Here is a 13,652-nt window from a genome sequence, read left to right on the forward strand (position 1 = left end):
ACCATGTTCGCCGCTACGGATTTCCTTTCGACTCTGGGGTTCGGTTCGCAGGTGGTCGTAGCGGCCAGCCTCGTTGTTGTCGCGTTCTACGTCTACCGAGCTGTGTCGATTGGAAGTATCGTAGTTAGCGTACTGAGTCTCATGGCCACGCACGCACTCGTGCTTCTAGTCGCGTTCGCTGTCGTCATCGCGCTCGGTTGGGTAGCACCGAACGCCGGCACGATGCTCGAACACGTACGACTCGTCTGGGACTTCGCGAGCGGTCGGGGTGTCTCATTCGCGCGTTCACTGGTCGAAGGCGTCGGTCTACTCGGATAGCCGCTTTCTCTGGAGGGGATGGAGATCGTCAAAACATTCCGTTTCTATTAGCGTTCAATTTTCGCGCGGGTCGAACCCCTGTTTCGGGTGCTTCAACTGGAACTCTGCTGAGCGGTTGCTGTGTATTTTCCCCCGAAGGGGGTGCCCTTAGGCACACTCCCTAAGGGGTCTGTCCCAGCCCGTGGGATCGAACCCTGACCAACCGCAGCGCTCGCGACGACGTCGAGGTCGGTCGCGACCGCGATCGAGAGCAAAATCGGCTCAGATACCGCTCAAAACATTACGAGATCGACATGAAACAGGGGGAAGGATAGTGTTGCCACTCAGCTGTCGGTGGTCAGCGGGGGAGCTTCGACGAAAAGAGAACGTCCCCGTTGCGGTTGATCGGGCGCTGACCCGTCCGACGTCCCTTCTCCTTCTCCGCCCAGGAGAACTCACCGCTGATGAACTTGCGGTACGCCATCGAGCCGGTGTCCTCAGCCGCGTCAACGCCGGCGCGGATGAGCTTCACGAGCTCGACGCGGGAGAGGGGCTGGCCGCCGAGATCGACGACCATCCCGTCGACGGACTCAGTGATTGAGATACCGTGGCGCCGAGCCCAGCGTGCGAGTGCGGAGTCCTGGTCGATCATCTCCGTCTCCGCCGACGCCAGCTGCCGAACACCGCCGACGACCCAGTCCGTAACGTCCTCGAAAGTGCTCAGCAGGTCCTGAAACTTCTCGCGGATCAGGCTGTCCTCGAACGACATCTTCGCGTTCGCGACCTCAACGAGGTCGTCGAACTTCTCCGCGGCACGGTAGACCGTCGAGCGAGACGTGTCCGAGAACTCGGCCAGCTGCTCGACGTCGGCGCCGTCGCCGCCGTCGGTCAGCGCGGCCAGCACAGATCGCTCGGACTCAGTCGCGTCGCCACGTGCGAAATGCGCGACCGCCTGCTGCTCTTCGCCCTCCTGGACGCTGGGCATCTTGTTGTCCACGAGGTCGAGATCTCGCTCTGACTCTGTCGCCTCGAAGTAGTGATCCGCTGTGTAGACGCGTGGATCGGCGCGCGTCGGGAGCCCTGCCCAGAGGAGGACGTTCAGCAGCGACTCGTCGAGCTCCTTCCGGAGCGCGTCGACGTCGAACGCGCCCTCTTCGCTCCAGGGCACTGAGGCGAGGTCGGAGTAGTCCTTCGACCACTGGAGCTCGAGTTTCGGATCCGAGAGCGGATCGTCGTTCGCCGATGTCTCCTCGGACCGGGCGAACTCGGGGTGGTAGTACTTCACCAGCTTCCCGACGCCATTCGGCTTCTCAGTGAGCTTCTTCCAGGTCGACTCGTCAAGCGCGACGGCGTTGCGATGGCCGACGACCTTCTCGTTGTCCCACTTGTACTCCCCTCTCCCGCGGTTGTTCGATCCGAAGAGCGCGAGCTGGTCGAGGACGGCGCCCTGTCCGGCGACGTGTTGCTCGCCGGCGCCGCGGTCTAGGCGGAGGTACATCTCCATCTGGTAAGCGTTCGAGTGGTCGTGAACACACTCGTCGCGGAAGTAGTGCGTACTGATGTCGAGTTCTTCAGCGAGTCGACGGAGCAGCGGGATCACCTCTTCCGGCTCTAAGTTGCTGGAGTTCGCCTGAACGCGGAGGCCGTACGGGAGATCCTCCGGCATCGATCCGATGCGCTCGCCGTCTGCTGTGCGTGCGTTCGGAAGCGATGGCCGGAACTGGAACGACGCCTTCCGCTCGCCGAGACCGTCCTGCGCTCGGACGGCGATCTGGTACTCGTTGAACGTTTCGTAGGGGCGCGTCGGCGCCGCGATTCCCCCGGACCAGTACTTCGTCTTGTCTGGGTTGATCTCCCAGAGCTCGCCGTCGAAGACGAACGACCCGACGTCCTCTGCGATGCTGGGCTCGTACTGCGAGACGATCGCGTCGTACGGTGACAGCGACCCGGGATGGCCGTTCTGACTCGTGTCCGGCTGCGAGAACAGCAGGTGGGCGCCGAACGCGTGAACACGCGGCTCGACGCACTCGATCGGTCCCTCGACGTCGAAGGTCCGGTACTCTGTCGACTCCGGGTTGCTGGGATGGACCTGCCGAGTGCCCTCGCTGGCGGCGTCGCGAAGCTCACGCGCCTCGTCAGAATCGACGACGCCCTCGATCGAGTCCTCGTCGTCACCGGTGACGGGCTCAGCGTCGCCCAGCAGCTCGTCGAGGTCACCCTGCGGCCCGGGCTCTAGGTAGTCGTCGCTCACGCGAACACCTCGCGAGCGGGGACGACGACGGGGCGCTGCGAGCCGTCAGCGAAGACGGCGCCGATCGAGACCCACGACTCGCCCTCGTGGTCGCGAGAGGAGCCGACGTCGACGCTCGCGTCACCGGGACCGATCGCGAGGACGTACCCACACGCGCCGCAGCGGTAGCCGCGGACGCAGATGGTGTCGCCGTCGACGCGGCCCGACCACTGGTTCGCGAGCCGCATCGTCGAAAGCTGCGGGGCGCCGAGCGAGCCCTCGACCGACTCCTTACAGCGCGGGCAGGCGGCGACGCGGTCACCGTCGGTGAAGCGCGCGATCGGGCGCCGGATGGTGAGCGAGTCGCTCATCGGTCCAACCTCGCGGGCATCCGGACGCGGCGAGCGGTCGTCCAAGGCTTGACGTTGACGTCACCGCCGCCGTAGGCCCAGACCGTCGCCCCGAGCAGGTGCTCTCGGACGATCGGAGTGCGATCGCGGCTCATCGCTGTTCGAGCCTCCACCGGAGTTGGATACAGAGCGCTGCGAGGTCGTCGAGTTCGGCGGCGATCCGCTCCGTGTCACCGCCTTCATGCCTCGCTTCGAGGTGCGCCTGTGTGAGTTCGCCCAGCTCCTCTTGTATCGCGAGCAACAGCGTCTCGACATCTTGGACGCCCCACTCGTCGATGTTCTCCTCGGCCTTCTCGGTCCAGTAGCCGAGCGACTGCTGAGCAGAGAGACGATCGACCTCGTCTCCGGATCGATCACTGGCGTCGACGTCAGTCACCGGCCGTCACCTCGGAGAGAGTGGTCTGGTTCTGCCCGAGCGCGGTCCGGCGCTCCCGGAACGCCCGGCGGGCGTCCTCGTCGATATCGATCGCGACCCACTCGCGCCCCAGCTCCTCGGCGGCGATCGCCGCCGGCGCGGTGCCGGCACACGGGGCGAGCACGAGCTCGCCCGGCGCGGTAAGCGCCTCGACCCACTCGCGGTACGGACCGATCGGCTTGATCGAGCCGCGGCCGTAGGGGTACCCCGGTTCGACCCGGCGCGGCTGTCGTGCGAGCTGACGCGCCGACGCAGTGGCCCGCCGGTCCGTCTCCCCCTTGTGCGCGAAGATGACGGGATACCCGCCGTTGCTGAGGTACTGGCCCGCGGTGCTCTCGTCGGGTGTGCCGCTGGCGTCGACGTAAGTCACCGAGCCGCAACGCCGGTAGCCGCCGCCCTGATAGTCGCCGTAGGCGGTCACATCGCCGTACTCCTCTCGGATGTAGGCTTCGAGGCGTGGCGCGAGCCAATCGTCGGCGTCGCAGACCAGCCAGCCGCCCGGTTCGAGCGCGTCCCAGCACGCATCGACGACCGCGGTGGTCGTCTCGAAGTCGTGTGTCGGGTACTCGACGCCGAACGCGCCGTTTCGACCGGGGCGCGCCCATGCGTCATCGAGGTGGACCAGCGACGCGCTGACCTCGAGGTCAGCCAGCATGTAGACGGCGTCGCCGATATGATAGATCCCTCCGTCGTCTCGATCACTCGACATCCGGCTCACCCCCGTAGAGCGCCTTGCGAGCGTCGGGGTCGAGGTCGTGGACGCCCTCGTGTTCACGGAACCAGCTGACGAAATCGCCTGCGGACGAGCGGTCTATCTCCACTGACTCGCGTGGTTCGAGGTCCCGATCGACGGTCACGAAACGGACGAGGCCATCCTGGTCGGGCTCGGCGCTGTCGAACAGCGCCCACCCGTCGACGCCGAGCGCGACTCGGCGCATCTTCTCGCCGCCAACGGCGATCTCTCTCGGAACCTCGTTGAGCGTCAGGAAGCGGTTGCCGACGGTCGCGTAGATCCCGGGATCGTCGACACCGTCGAGGCGGCGGACACGCCCCCAGATCTCGGGATTGTGTTCGCGGTACCGGGCGACGTGGTACTCGCAGTACGCGATGTCGCCACCGATCACGGGCCAGGGGAGGCGGTAGCGCTGCTCGCGGTCGCAGTGACCGCACTCACAGATCCCGTGCTCGTCGACGGGACCGACGTCCGGTTCAAGGGCTCGATGAGCACCCGAGTACCACGGCTGACTTCGCGGACGGCTCATCGGTTTCCTCCGTCAGCGCGCAGCGGGGCGCCGACACGCTGGCCACGGTTACGGTTCGGGTCCTCCGCAGGATCGACGAGGTCTACGTCGACGCCTGCGGCGCTGCCGCGGCTGATGCGACGGAAGCAGTCGCATCCGAGACAGCGGTGTGCGACTCCGTCTTCGTCGCCGAATACGGCACAAAAGCGATCCGACACGTGCCGGTCGCAGTACCGGCATGATCGGCCGTCGACTGAACCGCCGATTTGGCGGTTCATAGCACACCCCCCTGAATACGGTTTTCAGGCGTTTGACGGGGTTGAGACTGGTGGCAATGGAAACCAGTCAGAATTTTTATGGGACCGCTGAGAGTCGAACTCAGGTCATACGGACCCCATCCGCATAGGATACCACTACCCCACGGTCCCTGTCTGCGGTCGAAAACACGACCGACCGGTAATTAAGGACTTCGTTTCACTCGTCGTCGGTCTCCCTCGGGACCACGAGGTCGCCGTCGTCCCGCACCGCGAGGCTCCCGATGGGATCGCCCTCGTAGGCCGCCAGCCCCTCGGATCTACCGAGGACGTACCCGTGGCGGTCGGCCGTCACCTCGCCGCGCTCCTCGCCGGTGGCGGCAACCACGTCGGCCAGCGCGTCGCCCTCGTCGAACCGATCTCCCGCGGCGACGCGGTGGCGGACCAGTCCGGCGGCGTCGGTCGTCGGCCCGCGGTACCGGCGTACCGGGAAGTCGACCGGCGCGGGGTCGACGTGGTCGCTCGGCTCGCCGACCGCGGCCGGGGCGTCCTCGGACGCGAGCAGTCCGAGTTCGACCGCGACCGCGAAGATTCCGGCCACGCCAGCGTCGACGAGCCCGTCGTCGACGACGCTGTGCGCGCCGAGCTCGGCGGTGAACGCCGGGATCCCCGCCTCGTTGAGGACCGCGCCCGCCGTCGACCGCTGGAGGTTCTCCTCGACGTACTCCGCGGCCGGGTACTCCCGCACGGTCGGGAACCCGAAGGCGTCGACGATCCGACCGAGTTCGTCCGAGAGCGCGGCCGCCTGGCCCTCGCTCCGGCGGTCGCCGTACAGCACGCGGTCGCGGATGGCGAACGGCTCGCTGCCGACGCCCGCGGTGTGACAGTCGATCAGCGCGTCGGCCGCGACGCCGTCGCCCGGGGCGTCTTCGGCGTCGACGCCCAAGCCGACCGACTCGTCGTCGACCGGTTCGCCGGTGATGGCGGCGTAGAGCCGGGCGTCGATCCGCTCTTGAAGCTTCGGCGGGCGGGCCGACTCCGCGTCGGCGTCCGGGAAGTGGCGATTCGGATCCTCGTCGGCGTAGTACGTCTCCCGCGCGTTCCGACGCAGCCCCGCCGGGGAGACGACGGGCACCGCGACGACCGCGCCGGCGAGATTGGCGAGGCGGTCGTCCTCGGCGAAGGCTGCCATCGCGTCCTGAACGACCGCGACGCCGGTGGCCTCGTCCCCGTGAACCCCGCCGGTGAGCCACAGCGTCGGCCCGTCGGCCGCTCCGTTCGCGATCGCGACCGGGAGCCGCTCGGACGCGCCGGTGGGCAGGTCCGCGACGGCCAACCAGCCCCTGTCGAACTCGCCCGGAGCGGCGCTCGCGGTGCCGAGCGCGCGTCGGTCGGTCCCGCCGGTGTCGGTGCTCGCGTCGTCGTGGCCGTCGGCGTCCATACGCGGGACGGCGAGCGGACGATTATAAAAGGACGCGCTCTAGCGAGACGACCGCGCCCGACTCGGCGTCGGGGTCGCCGGCGACCCGGCCGAGACAGACCGCGACGCTGTCGGGCGTGAAGCACGCGACGAGCGGCGGGTCGGCGTCGTCGCCGGGGGTCGCCTCGTCGTCTCCCGCCGGCGGGACGGCCGCGTCGTCGACATCGATCACGCCGGGGGCGTACACCGGCGCGCCGGTCGCGACGTTGCGCGCGGCCGACCGCGCGACCGTCACCGCGGGGAGGTGCGCGAGGGCGTCCTCTGCGGGGCGGACCACGTCGCGGAGGAGCGCGTCGTCGCCGTCCTCGGCCCACGCGAGCGCGTCCACGAGGTCCTGGAGCGTCCGCAGGTCGCGGTCGTCGAACGGGTCGGTAGCGGTCCGGCGGAGGTGGCCCATGTGCGCGCCGACGCCGGTCGCGAGGCCGAGGTCGTGACACAGCTTTCGGACGTACGTCCCCGACTCACACCGGACCCGGATGAGTGCCTTCCGGTCGGCGACCTCCAGCACGTCGAGGTCGTGGACCGTCCGCGTGCGGAGCCGGCGGCTCACGGCGCTCTTCCGCGGCGGCTTCTGGTAGATCTCGCTTTCAAACTCCGCGACCACCTCGCGGAAGTCGGCCGGGGGCGACCCGTGGAGTTCCAGCACCGCGACGTACTCCTTGGCCCCTTCGAGGAACACCTGCGCCATGCGCGTCGCGTCGCCGGTCAGCGTGGGCAGACAGCCGGTCACCTTCGGGTCGAGCGTGCCGGAGTGCGCGACGCCGCCGGTGGGGGGGCCCTCCGGATCGAGCGCCGCGAGCGTCTCGTCGATCGCGTCCCGAATCCACGCCGACACCTGATGCGAGGAGGGTCCGGCGGGCTTGTCGAGGTTGACGACGCCGAATCGGAGCAGCTCCGGCACCGAGCGCTCGCCGGGCGGGGCTCTGAGCGGGTCGTCGCCGCTCGCGGAGCCGTCACCGCCGGCGGGGGCGTCGGCGGGGCCGTTGCCGGGAGCGTCGCGGCCGGTGTCGTCGGGTGTGCCTGTCATGGTCGGGGGAGCCGCCGCTCAGAAGTCGTACACGACGCCCTCGACGGGCGCTTTCCCCTCGTCGGTCGCGGAGTCGTACGCCTCCACCGTCGCGACGAGGACGTCGAGGAACGGTTCGGGGCCCCACCGGGCGGTGTTGTACGCGGCGTCGTAGATGGAGAGGTCCTCGATGTCGATGTTGTAGTACTCCTCGTAGCGCTTGCGCTCGGAGGCCTCCCGGCGCTCCGTCTCGGTTCGCGCGCGGTCGACCGGCTTCGACTCGCGCTCGGCGATCCGCTCCGCGCGGACCGACAGCGGGGCGTCGAACCAGAACCGGAAGTCCGCGTGGTCGGCCGCGAGCCAGCCGGCGAGCCGCGATTCGAGGACGACGTCGTCGCGCTCGACGGCGATCTCGCGGAGCCGGCGGTCGAGGTCGCGGTCGATCTGCGGATCCTCCTCGGCGAACTCGTTGAACTCGACGGGCGTCATGTCGCGTTCGGCCGCCATCTCGCGGAAGATGTCGCCGCCCGAGACGTGCCCGAGGCCGAGCGCGTCGGCGAGCTGGACGGCGTTGGTGCTCTTCCCGCTCCCCGGCGGGCCGGAGACGGTGATCAACATAGCCTCACTCCGCGGGTGTCGTTCAAAACGGTTGTCGTTCGCCGTCGTGCGGGACCGACCGGCGGCGGCCGCCGGGGCGAGAGCGGTTCACGCCTCGCCGTCCCTCACGCCTCGTCGTCCGCGGTCGCGGCCGTCATCGACCAGACCGCGACGACCCCGAGGAGGAGCGCGGGGACGAGCGGGAGCGCGAGGTACGTCGCGAAGAACGTGAGACCGAACGCGCCGGCTGCGTACGGGTAAGCGTAGATGATCCCCGGGATCACCAGCACGCAGGTGAACAGCACGGCGGTCAGCGCCCACCCCTTGCGGCCGAAGCCGTCGGCCGTCGGGTCGTCGGCCGACGGCGTCTCGTCCCGCGGGCCGTCGCCGCGGTCGGGCGCGTCGCCGTCGCGGACGCTGTGGGGCCCGGCGTCGTCCGTCCCGCCGTCGCCCTCGGTCTCGGGGACGTGAACGTAGCCGCCGTCGGTGGTGCCGTCGGGGGACTCGTCCGCATCGGCGTCGGTCTCAGAGCTCACTGTCGGGCTTTACGACCACTTTGCCAAAGCCCTCACGGTTCTCGATCATCTCGTGTGCGCGCGCGGCCTCGCTCATCGGGAGGACCTCGCGGACGCGGGGTTCGAAGGTGCCGTCCCAGACGAGTTCCAGGACGTCGTCGACCTCGCCGGGCGTCGCCATCGTTGAGCCGAGCACCGACAGCTGGTTCCAGAAGATGCGGTTGAGCCCGGCACCGGGGTTCCCGCCGGTCGTCGCGCCGCAGGTGACGAGCCGGCCGCCCTTCGCCATCGACTTCAGCGAGTCCGGGTAGGTGGCCTCGCCGACGTGATCGACGACGACGTCGACGCCGCGTTTGCCGGTTAGCGCGCTGATCTCGTCGGCGAAGTCGTTCGCCTCGTAGTCGATCACGTGGTCCGCACCGCAGTCCTCGGCGTGCGAGAGCTTCTCCTCGGTGGAGGCGGTCGCGAACACCTCACACCCCGCGTGGTCGGCGATCTGGACGGCGGCGTGGCCGACGCCGCCGGAGGCACCGAGGACGAGCACCGTCTCGCCCGCCTCGATGTCGGCGCGCGTGTGGAGCATGCGCCACGCGGTCTGGAACACGAGCGACGCGGAGCCGGCCACCTCCCAGTCGACGCCGTCCGGGACCGGGACGAGGTTCGCCTCGGGGACGACGGCCTTCTCGGCGTGGACGCCGCGGACGTGTTCGCCGATGATGTGGAAGGAGACGCACAGCGACTCCTCGCCGTTGCGGCAGAACTCGCAGTTCCCGCAGGAGACGCCGGCGCTCACCGCGACGCGGTCGCCCGGCTCGAAGCGCGTCACGCCCTCGCCGACGGACTCGACGACACCAGCCGCGTCGCTGCCGGGGATGTGTGGCATCTCCAGGTCGATGCCGGGCATCCCGCGTCGCGTCCAGATGTCGAGGTGGTTCAGGGCACCGGCCTTGACCTCGATCACCACCTCGCCGCGGTCCGGTTCGGGGTCAGGGAACTCGCCGTACTCGATCACGTCGCGGTCGCCGTGGTCGCCGAACTGAACGGCCTTCATGATCGGTCCCTCCCGCGGGACCCACTAAACAGTACGCCTCACGGAACCCGATGCGACGCTCACGGAACCCGATGCGACGTTCACGGAACCCGACGATGCGACGTTCATGGAACCTGATGATGCGACGTTCACGGAACCCGACGATGTGACGCTTGCGGGACCGCGCGGGACCGACCTGACGGGGGCAGTCCGCCGCCGTGAGGGTGTCGACGACGACCGTGGGAACCCCCCACAGCGACCCGACCGATTCGTGATGTTTAAGTACCGAAAGCGGGAGATAACGAACGCACGAACTGTAGGGGCGTCGGGCCCCGAGTCCGCAAGGGCGATGATACAACGCGGGTTGCGGTAGCCAAGCCTGGCCCAAGGCGCAGGGTTGCTAACTCTGTGGCGTCACTGCCTCCGGGGTTCGAATCCCCGCCGCAACGCTCGAACGGACGAGTACCGCCGGATTCGCGCCGGTAGGACTCACCACAACCAACACATGAGCACGGAAGAATCACAGGACGACTCACCGGAGGAGGAGGAAGACCTCCAGTACTTCGTTCGGATCGGGGGCGCGGACCTCGACGGGACGAAGACGGTCGAGCGAAGCCTGTCCGAACTCGACGGCATCGGCACGCGCACGGCGCGGCTGGTCGCCGAGAAGGCCGACGTGGACCGAAGCGCCACGTTCGGGCTCCTCGACGAGGAGGACATCGACGCGGTGGTCGACATCGCCGAGAACCTCGAAGACCACGTCCCGTCGTGGATGACGAACAGACAGAACGACTTCTTCACCGGAGAGACGACGCACCTCGTCGGCACCGACGTCGACGAGAAGCGCCGCCACGACATCAACCGGATGAAGATCATCGAATCGTACAAGGGCGTGCGTCACAAGCGCGGACAGAAGGTCCGCGGCCAGCGCACCAAGTCCACGGGTCGCTCGGAGGGGACCATCGGGGTCAACGTCGAGGAGATCCGCGAGGAGATGGCCGACGACGAAGGCGGTGACGACGAATGAGCACCGGGAAAAACACCAAGGGCTACGAGACGCCGAACCACCCGTACCAGGGCGAGCGCATCGCCGAGGAGTCCGACCTCCTCTCGCGGTACGGTCTGAAGAACAAAGAGGAGTTCTGGCGCGCCCAGTCCGAACTGCGCAACATGCGCCGGGAGGCCCGACGGCTCCTCGGCGAGGCGCAGGGCGACGTCGACGCCGCCCAAGACGCCGGCGCGGAGTTCGTCGCACGGCTCCGCCGCATCGGCATCCTCGGCGACAACGACGACATCTCGACGGTCCTGTCGCTCGACGTGACCGACCTGCTGGAGCGTCGTCTCCAGACGGTCGTCTACCGGCAGGGATTCGCCTCCTCGACCCAGCAGGCCCGCCAGTTCATCGTCCACGGCCACATCACCGTCAACGGCGCTCGCGTCACGCGCCCGTCGGTGAAGGTGGACGTCGACGACGAAGGTGCCATCGCCTTCGACGAGAACAGTCCGCTCGCGGACGATCTCCACCCCGAGCGCGCGGAGTCACAGGAGTAACACCATGAGTGAATCCGAAGACGGAGGAAAGTGGGGCATCGCCCACGTGTACGCGTCGTTCAACAACACGCTCATCACGGTCACCGACGAGACGGGTGCCGAGACGATCGCCAAGTCGTCCGGCGGCACCGTGGTGAAGCAGAACCGCGACGAGGCGTCGCCGTACGCCGCCATGCAGATGGCGGAGGTCGTCGCCGAGCGCGTCAAGGACGCCGGTCTGGAGGGCGTACACGTTCGCGTGCGCGGCCCCGGCGGCAACCTCAACAAGTCCACCGGTCCCGGTGCGCAGGCGACGATCCGCGCGCTCTCGCGTGCGGGCGTCGAGATCGGACGGATCGAGGACGTCACGCCCATCCCGCACGACGGGACGAAGGCACCGAAGAACAAGCGAGTCTGACATGACCGAAGACGAATTCGACGTCCAGTACGTCGAACGGGACGAACGCAGCGCGCGGGTGCTCATCCGCGGGCTCACGCCGGCGCTCGCCAACGGCATCCGCCGGGCGATGATCGCCGATGTCCCGACGTTCTCGATCGACACCGTCCGGTTCGTCGAGAACTCCTCGGTCATGTTCGACGAGATGATCGGCCTGCGTCTGGGGCTCATCCCCCTGACGACGCCGCTCGACGACTTCGAGGTCGGCGACGAGGTCACACTCGCGCTCGACGTCGAGGGCCCGGCGACGGCGTACTCCGGCGACATCGAAAGCAGCGACCCGCTCGTCGAGGTCGCCGACGAGAACGTCCCGATCATCGAGCTGAAGGAGGGACAGCGGTTGGAGTTCGAGGCCGACGCGGTCCTCGACACCGGCAAGGAGCACGCCAAACACCAGGGCGGCGTCTCCGTCGGTTACCGCCACCTCCAGCGCGTCACGGTCGAGGGCGACCGCGGCGAGTTCGACGACGACGAGCCGAACATCCTCCGCGGCGTCATCGAGACGCCGGACGGGGAGATCGAGCTCACGGACGAGTTCGACAACGACCTCTCGGAACGGTTCCCCGGGAAGGAGGTCGCGGTCGAGGACGTGCCGGGCGCGTTCGTCTTCCACATCGAGACGGACGGCTCGTTCGACGTCGAGGAACTGCTGCTCCGCGCGATCGACTCCATCGAGGAGCGCGCGGACGAACTACAGACGAAAGTCGCGGTATAAGGAAATGACGGCCCTTCGAACCAACCCCCTGACCGTCGCCCCCGTCGACAGCCGCGGTGCCGCCTCGATGGCCGAGGCGGCCGCCGCGGGGTCGGCGGACGGCGGGACCGAAAGTGGTTTGAAGGGAGCCGGAATACGAAGGAGTGCACGCAGGGATAGCCAAGTCAGGCCAACGGCGCAGCGTTCAGGGCGCTGTCCTGTAGAGGTCCGCAGGTTCAAATCCTGCTCCCTGCACTCCGTTTTCCACGAACTCTCCGTTCAGGAGGGACAGCTATGAGTAGCAAGACGAACCCGAAACTACAGAACCTCATCGCCGATCTGAAGTCGGTCTCGCGAGATTCCGGTGCCAACGTGTGGCAGGATGTCGCCGACCGATTAGAGAAGCCACGGCGCACGCACGCTGAGGTCAACCTGGGCCGCATCGAACGGTACGCTCAGGAAGACGAGACGGTCGTCGTCCCCGGCAAGGTGCTGGGCAGCGGTGTGCTCGAAACGAACGTCACCGTCGCCGCCGTCGACTTCTCCGGGACCGCCCGGACGAAGATCGATCAGGCCGGCGAAGCGGTGACGCTTGAACAGTACGTCGAACAGAACCCCGAAGGAAGCAACGTGAGGATCATCCGATGAGTCTCGCGAAGATAGACGCGGACGTCGTCGTCGACGCCCGCGACTGTATCCTCGGTCGCGTCTCCTCGGAGGTCGCCCAGCGCGCCCTCGCCGGGGAGACCGTCGCCGTCGTCAACGCCGAGCGCGCCGTCATCACCGGCAACGAGGAGGCGACGATGGAGACATACAACAAGCGCGCGGAGCTCGGCTCGGACAGCGGGCCGTACTACCCCAAGCGCCCCGACCGGATCTTCAAGCGCGCCATCCGCGGCATGCTGCCGTACAAGTCCGAGGACGGCCGCGAGGCCTTCTCGAACGTGCGCGTGTACGTCGGGAACCCCTACGAGCGCGACGAGGACGTCGAGAGCGTCGTCCTCGACGGCACCTCGCTCGACCGCCTCTCGAACATCAAATTCACGACGCTCGGATCGATCTCCGAGTCTCTGGGAGCCAACGTCACATGGTAACGAACACCTCAGGCAAGAAGAAGACGGCCGTCGCCCGCGCCACCGTGCGCGAGGGCGAGGGTCGCGTTCGCATCAACTCCCAGCCAGTCGAGCTGGTCGAACCGGAGCAGGCGCGGCTCAAGATGCTGGAGCCGTTCCGCATCGCCGGCGAGGACCTCCGCGACGGCGTCGACATCGACATCGACGTCGAGGGCGGCGGGTTCAGTGGCCAGGCCGACGCGGCGCGGACCGCCATCGCGCGCGGTCTCGTCCAGCACCTCGGCGACGCCGAGCTGCGGGACGCGTACATGAGCTTCGACCGCACCCTGCTGGTCAACGACGTGCGCCAGTCCGAACCCAAGAAGTGGGGCGGACCCGGCGCGCGCGCTCGCTACCAGAAGTCCTACCGCTGAGGTGATCCAG

At 68.0% G+C, this 13,652-nt stretch carries 19 protein-coding genes and 3 tRNA genes; 10 read left to right on the forward strand and 12 right to left on the reverse strand.

Annotated elements, in window-relative coordinates; all coding sequences use genetic code 11:
* Positions 1 to 3 precede the first annotated feature (3 nt).
* Positions 4 to 318: a hypothetical protein gene (locus tag NAF06_RS10015; protein ID WP_008583724.1), complete on the forward strand. Its 315-nt coding sequence runs from the start codon at positions 4 to 6 to the stop codon at positions 316 to 318.
* A gap of 337 nt (positions 319 to 655) precedes the next feature.
* On the opposite strand, the gene NAF06_RS10020 is transcribed toward NAF06_RS10015, so the two are convergent.
* The 12 genes from NAF06_RS10020 to NAF06_RS10070 form a co-directional block, all read right to left on the reverse strand.
* Positions 656 to 2,548 (reverse strand): DUF7845 domain-containing protein, encoded by a 1,893-nt coding sequence (locus NAF06_RS10020; RefSeq protein WP_008583722.1) that lies wholly within the window; start codon positions 2,546 to 2,548, stop codon positions 656 to 658.
* Positions 2,545 to 2,898 carry a hypothetical protein gene (locus tag NAF06_RS10025; RefSeq protein WP_008583720.1) on the reverse strand — a complete coding sequence of 118 codons (354 nt, stop codon included), beginning with the start codon at positions 2,896 to 2,898 and terminating at the stop codon, positions 2,545 to 2,547. The genes NAF06_RS10020 and NAF06_RS10025 overlap by 4 nt, the downstream gene beginning before the upstream one ends.
* A gap of 130 nt (positions 2,899 to 3,028) precedes the next feature.
* On the reverse strand, positions 3,029 to 3,313 hold the full coding sequence (locus NAF06_RS10030; protein WP_008583718.1) for a hypothetical protein: 285 nt from the start codon (positions 3,311 to 3,313) through the stop codon (positions 3,029 to 3,031).
* The gene (locus NAF06_RS10035; protein ID WP_008583716.1) at positions 3,306 to 4,061 is read right to left on the reverse strand and encodes a hypothetical protein; all 756 of its coding nucleotides are present in this window, start codon (positions 4,059 to 4,061) and stop codon (positions 3,306 to 3,308) included. Before NAF06_RS10035 ends, NAF06_RS10030 begins: the two co-directional genes overlap by 8 nt.
* Positions 4,051 to 4,614: a hypothetical protein gene (locus NAF06_RS10040; RefSeq protein WP_049908736.1), complete on the reverse strand. Its 564-nt coding sequence runs from the start codon at positions 4,612 to 4,614 to the stop codon at positions 4,051 to 4,053. Before NAF06_RS10040 ends, NAF06_RS10035 begins: the two co-directional genes overlap by 11 nt.
* Positions 4,611 to 4,871, reverse strand: a complete 261-nt coding sequence (locus NAF06_RS15535; RefSeq protein WP_077152254.1) for a DUF7563 family protein — start codon at positions 4,869 to 4,871, stop codon at positions 4,611 to 4,613. Before NAF06_RS15535 ends, NAF06_RS10040 begins: the two co-directional genes overlap by 4 nt.
* Positions 4,872 to 4,950: 79 nt before the next feature.
* Positions 4,951 to 5,021, reverse strand: a tRNA-Pro gene (locus tag NAF06_RS10045).
* Between the two features lie 46 nt (positions 5,022 to 5,067).
* On the reverse strand, positions 5,068 to 6,288 hold the full coding sequence (locus NAF06_RS10050) for a succinylglutamate desuccinylase/aspartoacylase family protein (RefSeq protein WP_008583711.1): 1,221 nt from the start codon (positions 6,286 to 6,288) through the stop codon (positions 5,068 to 5,070).
* 22 nt (positions 6,289 to 6,310) lie between these two features.
* Positions 6,311 to 7,354, reverse strand: a complete 1,044-nt coding sequence (locus NAF06_RS10055; protein WP_008583709.1) for an RNA-guided pseudouridylation complex pseudouridine synthase subunit Cbf5 — start codon at positions 7,352 to 7,354, stop codon at positions 6,311 to 6,313.
* Positions 7,355 to 7,372: 18 nt separating this feature from the next.
* Positions 7,373 to 7,951 carry a (d)CMP kinase gene (cmk, locus tag NAF06_RS10060; protein ID WP_008583707.1) on the reverse strand — a complete coding sequence of 193 codons (579 nt, stop codon included), beginning with the start codon at positions 7,949 to 7,951 and terminating at the stop codon, positions 7,373 to 7,375.
* Between the two features lie 104 nt (positions 7,952 to 8,055).
* On the reverse strand, positions 8,056 to 8,466 hold the full coding sequence (locus NAF06_RS10065) for a DUF7977 family protein (RefSeq protein ID WP_008583705.1): 411 nt from the start codon (positions 8,464 to 8,466) through the stop codon (positions 8,056 to 8,058).
* On the reverse strand, positions 8,456 to 9,496 hold the full coding sequence (locus NAF06_RS10070) for a zinc-binding dehydrogenase (RefSeq protein WP_008583704.1): 1,041 nt from the start codon (positions 9,494 to 9,496) through the stop codon (positions 8,456 to 8,458). The genes NAF06_RS10065 and NAF06_RS10070 overlap by 11 nt, the downstream gene beginning before the upstream one ends.
* A gap of 342 nt (positions 9,497 to 9,838) precedes the next feature.
* Here NAF06_RS10070 and NAF06_RS10075 point away from each other — a divergent pair.
* From NAF06_RS10075 to NAF06_RS10115, 9 genes are all read left to right on the forward strand, one after another.
* Positions 9,839 to 9,924: transfer RNA gene (locus NAF06_RS10075), tRNA-Ser, on the forward strand.
* A gap of 56 nt (positions 9,925 to 9,980) precedes the next feature.
* On the forward strand, positions 9,981 to 10,502 hold the full coding sequence (locus NAF06_RS10080) for a 30S ribosomal protein S13 (protein WP_008583702.1): 522 nt from the start codon (positions 9,981 to 9,983) through the stop codon (positions 10,500 to 10,502).
* Positions 10,499 to 11,026 (forward strand): 30S ribosomal protein S4, encoded by a 528-nt coding sequence (locus tag NAF06_RS10085; RefSeq protein ID WP_006628064.1) that lies wholly within the window; start codon positions 10,499 to 10,501, stop codon positions 11,024 to 11,026. Before NAF06_RS10080 ends, NAF06_RS10085 begins: the two co-directional genes overlap by 4 nt.
* A 4-nt stretch (positions 11,027 to 11,030) precedes the next feature.
* The gene (locus NAF06_RS10090) at positions 11,031 to 11,423 is read left to right on the forward strand and encodes a 30S ribosomal protein S11 (protein ID WP_004595254.1); all 393 of its coding nucleotides are present in this window, start codon (positions 11,031 to 11,033) and stop codon (positions 11,421 to 11,423) included.
* A 1-nt stretch (position 11,424) separates the two neighbouring features.
* Positions 11,425 to 12,177: a DNA-directed RNA polymerase subunit D gene (locus NAF06_RS10095; RefSeq protein ID WP_008583699.1), complete on the forward strand. Its 753-nt coding sequence runs from the start codon at positions 11,425 to 11,427 to the stop codon at positions 12,175 to 12,177.
* A gap of 149 nt (positions 12,178 to 12,326) precedes the next feature.
* Positions 12,327 to 12,411: transfer RNA gene (locus tag NAF06_RS10100), tRNA-Leu, on the forward strand.
* A gap of 39 nt (positions 12,412 to 12,450) precedes the next feature.
* Complete coding sequence (locus NAF06_RS10105; RefSeq protein ID WP_008583697.1) at positions 12,451 to 12,804, forward strand: 50S ribosomal protein L18e; 354 nt, start codon at positions 12,451 to 12,453, stop codon at positions 12,802 to 12,804.
* A complete protein-coding gene (locus NAF06_RS10110; RefSeq protein ID WP_008583695.1) occupies positions 12,801 to 13,250 on the forward strand; it encodes a 50S ribosomal protein L13 in 450 nt (149 codons plus the stop codon). Before NAF06_RS10105 ends, NAF06_RS10110 begins: the two co-directional genes overlap by 4 nt.
* Positions 13,244 to 13,642 (forward strand): 30S ribosomal protein S9, encoded by a 399-nt coding sequence (locus NAF06_RS10115; protein WP_008583693.1) that lies wholly within the window; start codon positions 13,244 to 13,246, stop codon positions 13,640 to 13,642. Before NAF06_RS10110 ends, NAF06_RS10115 begins: the two co-directional genes overlap by 7 nt.
* Positions 13,643 to 13,652: the final 10 nt, after the last annotated feature.

Source organism: Halorubrum hochsteinianum, assembly GCF_023702125.1.
In the GTDB taxonomy this organism is placed as follows: Archaea; Halobacteriota; Halobacteria; order Halobacteriales; family Haloferacaceae; genus Halorubrum; species Halorubrum hochsteinianum.